The sequence below is a fragment of the Escherichia sp. MOD1-EC6021 genome, from assembly GCF_002965245.1.
Classification (GTDB): Bacteria; Pseudomonadota; Gammaproteobacteria; order Enterobacterales; family Enterobacteriaceae; genus Escherichia; species Escherichia coli_F.
This window is the reverse complement of sequence record NZ_PTRU01000061.1, coordinates 1-6,930: the sequence shown is the minus strand read 5'-3', so window position 1 is coordinate 6,930 and position 6,930 is coordinate 1. Positions and strand designations below refer to the sequence as shown.

At 51.6% G+C, this 6,930-nt stretch carries 7 protein-coding genes; all 7 read left to right on the top strand.

Translation table 11 applies throughout. The features are described 5' to 3' along the window. Positions 1–613, top strand: a 613-nt coding sequence (locus tag BEB54_RS27225; RefSeq protein WP_072268715.1) for a GTPase family protein, incomplete at its 5' end; no start/stop codon positions are given. A gap of 217 nt (positions 614–830) precedes the next feature. Continuing rightward, positions 831–3,227 (top strand): dynamin family protein, encoded by a 2,397-nt coding sequence (locus BEB54_RS27220; RefSeq protein WP_000544732.1) that lies wholly within the window; start codon positions 831–833, stop codon positions 3,225–3,227. Further along, positions 3,224–4,129 carry a diguanylate cyclase regulator RdcB family protein gene (locus BEB54_RS27215; protein WP_000203535.1) on the top strand — a complete coding sequence of 302 codons (906 nt, stop codon included), beginning with the start codon at positions 3,224–3,226 and terminating at the stop codon, positions 4,127–4,129. The genes BEB54_RS27220 and BEB54_RS27215 overlap by 4 nt, the downstream gene beginning before the upstream one ends. After that, positions 4,126–5,196: a patatin-like phospholipase family protein gene (locus BEB54_RS27210; RefSeq protein ID WP_000102643.1), complete on the top strand. Its 1,071-nt coding sequence runs from the start codon at positions 4,126–4,128 to the stop codon at positions 5,194–5,196. The genes BEB54_RS27215 and BEB54_RS27210 overlap by 4 nt, the downstream gene beginning before the upstream one ends. Positions 5,197–5,331: 135 nt before the next feature. Beyond that, positions 5,332–6,015: a hypothetical protein gene (locus tag BEB54_RS27205; RefSeq protein ID WP_000775500.1), complete on the top strand. Its 684-nt coding sequence runs from the start codon at positions 5,332–5,334 to the stop codon at positions 6,013–6,015. Positions 6,016–6,030: 15 nt separating this feature from the next. Next, positions 6,031–6,441, top strand: coding sequence for a hypothetical protein (locus BEB54_RS27200; RefSeq protein WP_001403444.1), 411 nt, complete (start codon positions 6,031–6,033; stop codon positions 6,439–6,441). A 220-nt stretch (positions 6,442–6,661) separates the two neighbouring features. Then, positions 6,662–6,930, top strand: a 269-nt coding sequence (locus BEB54_RS27190) for a DUF932 domain-containing protein (protein ID WP_024251343.1), incomplete at its 3' end; no start/stop codon positions are given.

The following is a 6,930-nucleotide window of genomic DNA, read 5'->3' as shown; positions in this document are numbered from 1 at the left end:
TATCACTGACCTGCCCGGGGTGGGCGAGAGCCGGGACAGGGATGCAGAGTATGAAGCCCTGTACCGTGACATTCTGCTCGAACTGGACCTGGTACTGTGGCTGATTAAAGCCGATGACCGTGCCCTGTCTGTGGATGAGTATTTCTGGCGACACATCCTGCACCGGGGACATCAGCGGGTACTGTTTGTGGTGATGCAGGCCGATAAAACGGAGCCCTGCCATGAATGGGATATGGCCGGTATTCAGCCTTCTCCCGCAGAGGCACAGAACATTCGCGAAAAAACGGAGGCGGTATTCCGTCTGTTCCGGCCCGTACATCGGGTTGTTGCCGTATCGGCCCGCACCGGCTGGGAACTGGATACGCTGGTCAGTGCGCTCATGACAGCACTTCCCGACCATGCCGCCAGTCCCCTGATGACCCGCCTGCAGGACGAGCTGCGCACGGAGTCTGTCCGGTCTCAGGCCCGTGAACAGTTTACCGGTGCGGTGGACCGGATATTTGACACGGCGGAGAGCGTCTGCATTGCCTCTGTTGCACGCACGGTTCTGCGCGCCGTCCGTGACTCGGTGGTCTCTGTTGCCCGCGCGGTATGGAACTGGATTTTCTTCTGAACCCGGTGGTGATGTACCAGGCTGTTGTTACAGATTTTTAACTCCATGAAAACACTATGCAAACGCAGCCATACCCGGGTTGTCCCCTTGCGTTGTGTTTCTCAAGTTAATAGAATACATCGATCGTTACTATCATATCGATCGTTATAAACGATCGTTTGTAGTAAATGACCTCCTCCGTGGTTGTCATGAAAATGCGTCTTAGGAAGGTTAAATAATGCACGAAAAGAACATCGCCCTGCTTTGTGATGAAGCCGACCGACTTTTGCAACTGAACATTAATCTGCTCCGGCAAATGGTTGAGGAGCCAGATGTGTTATCTGACAGTAAGAACGAAAACAGACTGCTTTTTGATAAACAGAAAGCACTGAAAAGAATTGAGGAGCTGGAGGGCGAACAAATCAAAACCGCCCGCAGGGAGATGGTGCTGGCTGTTGTCGGCACGATGAAAGCAGGCAAATCAACCACCATCAACGCCATTGTGGGGCAGGAAATTCTGCCTAACCGTAACCGCCCCATGACCTCTGTACCGACGCTCATCCGCCACGTTCCCGGAAAAACTGAGCCGGTTCTCCATCTGGAACATATTCAGCCTGTCCGCAATTTATTAATCACACTGCAGGAAAAACTCGCCACCCCGGCAGGACAGCAGGTCGCACAGACCCTGCAGCAAACCGGGGATACCCGCGAACTGCTGGATATTCTGACGGATGATGGCTGGCTCAAAAATGAATACCACGGGGAGGAGGAAATCTTTACCGGACTGGCATCGTTAAACGATCTGGTTCGTCTTGCTGCGGCAATGGGGACTGAATTTCCTTTTGATGAATACGCAGAAGTGCAGAAACTGCCGGTGATCGACGTGGAATTCAGCCATCTGGTGGGGATGGATGCATGCCAGGGAACACTCACACTGCTGGATACCCCCGGCCCTAATGAGGCCGGACAACCGCAGATGGAAGTGATGATGCGGGATCAACTGCAGAAAGCCTCTGCGGTTCTGGCTGTGATGGATTACACCCAGATGAACTCAAAAGCGGATGAAGACGTCCGTAAAGAGCTTAATGCCATTGCTGACGTATCAGCCGGCCGCCTGTTTGTACTGGTCAATAAATTTGATGAGAAAGACCGCAATGGCGATGGGGCAGATGCCGTACGCCAGAAAGTTCCGGCAATGCTGAACAGCGATGTGCTGCCCGCCTCCCGCGTTTATCCCGGATCCTCACGCCAGGCATACCTGGCTAACCGTGCGCTTCATGAGTTACGGAAAAACGGAACCCTTCCTGTTGATGAAGCCTGGGTCGATGATTTTATCAGAGGTGCCTTCGGTTGCATGAAAAAAGAATACGTCTGTAAAGACAGTGAACTGGCAACTGAAGGGGCGACAGACCTGTGGGAAGGCTCACTTATCGATCAACTGATAACGGAAGTCATACAGAGCTCACATTCCAGAGCTGCGGCACTGGCGGTTGACTCTGCCGCCGCAAAACTGATGCAGAATGCAGAAAATATCAGTGAATACCTGTTGTTACGCCATCAGGGGCTACAGCAAAGCATTCAGTCACTGCAGTCGCATATCACCAGCCTGCTTGCGGATATCCGGGAAATCGCGGACTGTCAGGAGCAGATGACCACTGATGTCAGAATGGCCATGGAGGAGATCGATACTAAAACCCGGGAATTACTGACGGGGGTCTGCACCTCACTGGAAGAGGAGCTGAATGACTATTTCAGAAGCGGTAAACGCAAAGAACAGCAAATGCTGGAGGAAGAAGACGCAGAACAACGAAGGTCTCAGTCCGGATTATGGGGGAAAATTTCTCAATGGTCCGGTATCAACAACCAGGGCCGGGAGGATTACAGGAAACGAGATTTTGCCCCGGACAGCCCCGAAATAAAATTCAGTGATCGCAGGGAAGCCCTTGAACTGATGACGCAAATCGAATCGACCGTGACCAGCCTGCACCGTGAGGCTGAAGCACAGTTCCGGCCTGAGCTGGAGAAAATCGTCAGCGGGATTGAAACAGGTTTTCGTGGCACGGCCCTGTACGCCACAGAAAACATTGCCGGTCGCATCAATGCCCGCCTGGAGGATGAGGGCTTTACCGTAAAAATCAGTTTTCCGGCAGTCAGCCAGTTACAGACCCGGCTCGCGGTAAAAATAAATCTGAGTGCGCTTATGGAGGAAAGAACGGAGACCGTCACCCGTCGCCGTCGGCAGAGTGGCGTATGGGGAACCGTTTGTCGATGGTTTGGCACCAGTGACCTGGGCTGGGAAAACTATGACGAGGATGTGAGTCGCAGCGTGATCAATATCAACAAGGTCAGAGAGGAAGTTATGTCACTGACCCGGGCATATTTCGGGGAGCTGCAGGCATCCATTGAGCAGGATATTAACCAGCCCGTCCGCCAGGAAATCGATGCCTTTTTCTGCGCATTCAGGGAGAAAGTTGAACAACTGCGTAACACGCTGATTCAGAGCTCTGAAGATCATAAACGCGATCAGCAGGCGCAGGAACGACTTACCGGGCGACTTCAGGCATTAAATGAAAGGGTTCCTGAGCTCATTACTGACAGTAAGGCGCTGAGGGAAGAGCTGGAGACAATGCTGTGACTTCACCATTTATTCAACAAATTGCTGATAACCGGGTATGTCAGGTACTCACCTGTCTTCCTGAAAAATTTGTGGTTGATTTCGCAAACGGAATCGATGTTGCACAGGAGCATATCCGCACGGCCGGAGAGCGCACGTTCTTCCGGCGTTTAAAAGAGGGGCTGACCGGCGAAGGCGCTGCACGGCAGAATGCCATCAATGCGTCGCTTGCACAGGGCGTTGAGGCGTCCCTGCGCTGGCTGACGGAGATGACAACGTCACTTGCCACCACAAACTACGCGATTACCCAGGTAAACGACAGGGTCAGTTCACTGGTCAGTGATACAGCCAGGCTGGCGCATTATTCCGCAGATACGCGGGAGCAGTTACTCACCCTGGCCGATCAGGTTCACCATAAACTGAATCATCTTGAAGAAAAACTCCACCGTGTTGACCAGGTTCAGCGGGCGCAGTTACATCTTGAGCAGATATTCTCATGGTGGAGCGCCGGGCGATATGCGTCATTTTCCCCTGCCGGACGTTGTTATGTGGCACTTGAAGAGCTTCGCTGGGGCGCGTTTGGTGATGTGATACGTCAGAGCGAAACAGGCCAGGTTAACCAGCTACTGGATATTCTCAGACATAAAGCATTAACGCAGATGGCACAGGAGAGTGGCGGTAGTGCAACCGTGCGTCTGAACACTCTGGACTGGCTTGGTGGTCAGGGCCGGGAGCAGGCAGATAACGAGTGGCATGACGCGATTAACTGGCTGGGAGACTGGTGCAGTGAAGAGCAGCATCCGGTGATCTGGTCAACCACGCAGGCTGCAGAACACTTACCGGTTCGCATGCCTCGCCTCTGCTCTGCAGAACGCCTCTCTGAAAGCATGGTCGATGAAATATTTCAGAAGGGGGCTGCATGAGTACAGAAATGAAAACGGGGCTGGTGCTGTCCGGTGGCGGGGCGGTGGGCGCTTATCAGGCGGGAGTGGTTAAGGCACTGGCAGAGTGTGGTACACAGATCAGCATGGTTTCAGGGGCCAGCATTGGCGCATTCAATGGTGCCATTATCGCGGCCTCTCCCGATCTGTCAGAAGCTGCCGTACGCCTGGAGGCGCTCTGGGATCATCTGGGGAATAATCAGGTGCTGTCGGTAAACAGATTGGTTTACTTTTCATTGCTGAAAAAATTGTTCCAGGCAATGAACCTCTGCCAGATCCCCGGACGTGCAGGAGCACTGCTTACGACGCTTCTTCGCCATATATCGACAATCAACGGGTTTGACAATCTGATGGCTCAGCCGTTGTTGTCAGATGAGCCCCTGACAGCGCTGATGGATCATTATCTTGATACTGATGCTCTGGCAGACGGGCTACCGCTGTATGTGTCGCTGTACCCCACAGAAGGGGGCATGCAGGATATTATTGACTGCATTCGTGCTGAACTGGGTGTCGGAACCACGAAAAACGCCGTTTTTCAGCATATCCAGAGCCTGCCCCGCGGACAGCAGAAAGAGGCTCTGCTTGCGTCAGCCGCGCTGCCCCTGCTGTTCCGTCCCCGTGAGGTTCAGGGGACAATGTTCGGTGATGGTGGTATGGGAGGATGGCGAAATATGCAGGGAAATACCCCTGTGACGCCTCTGGTCGATGCCGGATGCAATATGGTGATTGTGACGCATCTGAGTGACGGTTCTTTATGGGATCGCCAGGCTTTTCCGGACACCACAATCCTTGAGATCCGTCCCCGGAAAAGGCTGAAATATGCAGGTGATGGTGGCAACAGCGGCGGTCTGCTCAGTTTTACATCGGCACATACCGACGCCTGGCGTCAGCAGGGCTATGAAGACACGATGCTGGCGATGGAGCATATCCGGAAACCGCTGGCAGCACGTCAGGCACTGACCCGGTCAGAGGCGGTATTGCAGAAAAGCCTGGATATAACGGAAGAGGCAGATTTGGCACTGAGAAACGCGATGGCCCGGATTAAATAAAGACGCCCCAAAGAAACGCCACCGCCTGTGGTGGTGTTTTTCCTGTCTGGTGTTATTGAAAATATTTTCAGATATATATTACCTGAGAGAAAGTTTTACCCCTCACCTGTCAATTCACTCACTGGAAATTTAATTATGAAATTACCTGTAAAGTTATTAATGAGCCTTATATCTCTGGTCAGCGTTATTGCACGTGCCGGGGAATATAAAAATTACAGCCGGGATGAAATAAAATACTGGCGATATACATCATACAAGGGGGGGAAACTTCCGGAAGGTTTCACTGATGAGAAATTTTCCAGCGCCATTTACAACGGAAGAATATTTACAATGAAACGTTTACATACCCTTATGTTATTTCTGGCGGTTCTGTTCACGGGCTTTAACTTTAACGCAGAAGCGGCTACCGTAAAACAAGCTCTTAGTTGTAACCCGGAAGCCTGGGCTGAACAACCTGGAGCGTGTCCATCAACGTACGAGTTGTACGAAGGTGACGCTACCTACAAAGCCGCTATCGACAAAGCATTAAAACCGGTCGGACTGAGCGGCATGTTCGGTAAAGGCGGCTATATGGATGGCCCTGGTGGAGGTATCACGCCAGTAAACATTAACGGTACAGTCTGGTTCCAGGGCGACGGTTGCAAAGCCAATACCTGCGGCTGGGACTTTATCGTAACACTCTATAACCCAAAAACCCATGAAGTTGTTGGCTACCGTTACTTTGGTTTAGATGACCCGGCCTACCTGGTTTGGTTCGGTGAAATTGGCGTGCATGAATTCGCGTATCTGGTGAAAAACTACGTAGCTGCGGTTAACTAATTTAAGGAGTCTATCATGAAAACTTTTATCAAAACTTTACTCGTTGCTGTAACTATTCTGTTCTCTGTCTTCGCTACTGCGAAACAAGTAAAACTGCCAAATAACATCAAATACGTTAATACTACAGAAGCGTTTTCCTGTACCGAAATTGACGGTATGAATTGCCAGACAAAGAATCAGTTCAACTATAAAGATAACAGCTATGTTTTCGTGCTTGAACGTGGTGGTGCCGGGTGCTACGACTACACTGTCTCGGTAGTTAACCTGAAAACCGGGAAAGCACAAATGATTGAATACGGGGACAATCAACTGTGCTCAGGTAGCAACAAACCGTTCTTCGAAATCAAAAATGGCGTACCGACGGTAGGAGTCATCGACACATCCGGAAAACCTGTCGTTGTAGCCCAGGACAAACTTAAAATCTAAGGAGTAAACCATGCGTTTCTCTGCACATTATTAATATCAAAGGTAAATACAGCCCCAGCCATTGTTACCGGAAAGCCGCTTAATGCGTGGCTCGCCAGTGAAAGGCCTCTCAGACAATAAACCTTATTCATTTCACCCGTCAGGCCGCGTCTTCTCCGGGAGACGCGGCTTTTTTCATTTATTGCACCAGTAAATCTTAACCACCGATAAGGAGCAAAGTATGCGATTAGCAAGTCGTTTTGGTTATGCTGCAAACCAGATACGCCGTGACCGTCCGCTGACACATGAAGAACTGATACGCCATGTACCCAGTATTTTTGGGGAAGACCGGCACACCTCCCGCAGTGAACGGTATGCGTACATTCCCACCATTACCGTCCTGGAAAATCTGCAGCGGGAAGGCTTTCAGCCGTTCTTCGCCTGCCAGACCCGTGTGCGCGACCCGGGCCGCCGGGGATACACAAAACACATGCTGCGTCTGCGGCGGGC

Excerpts from the sequence above, each read along its gene's own strand:
- BEB54_RS27220 (WP_000544732.1), top strand. The coding sequence starts at position 831 with ATGCACGAAAAGAACATCGCCCTGCTTTGTGATGAAGCCGACCGACTT.
- BEB54_RS27205 (WP_000775500.1), top strand. The coding sequence starts at position 5,332 with ATGAAATTACCTGTAAAGTTATTAATGAGCCTTATATCTCTGGTCAGC.
- BEB54_RS27200 (WP_001403444.1), top strand. The coding sequence starts at position 6,031 with ATGAAAACTTTTATCAAAACTTTACTCGTTGCTGTAACTATTCTGTTC.
- BEB54_RS27210 (WP_000102643.1), top strand. The coding sequence starts at position 4,126 with ATGAGTACAGAAATGAAAACGGGGCTGGTGCTGTCCGGTGGCGGGGCG.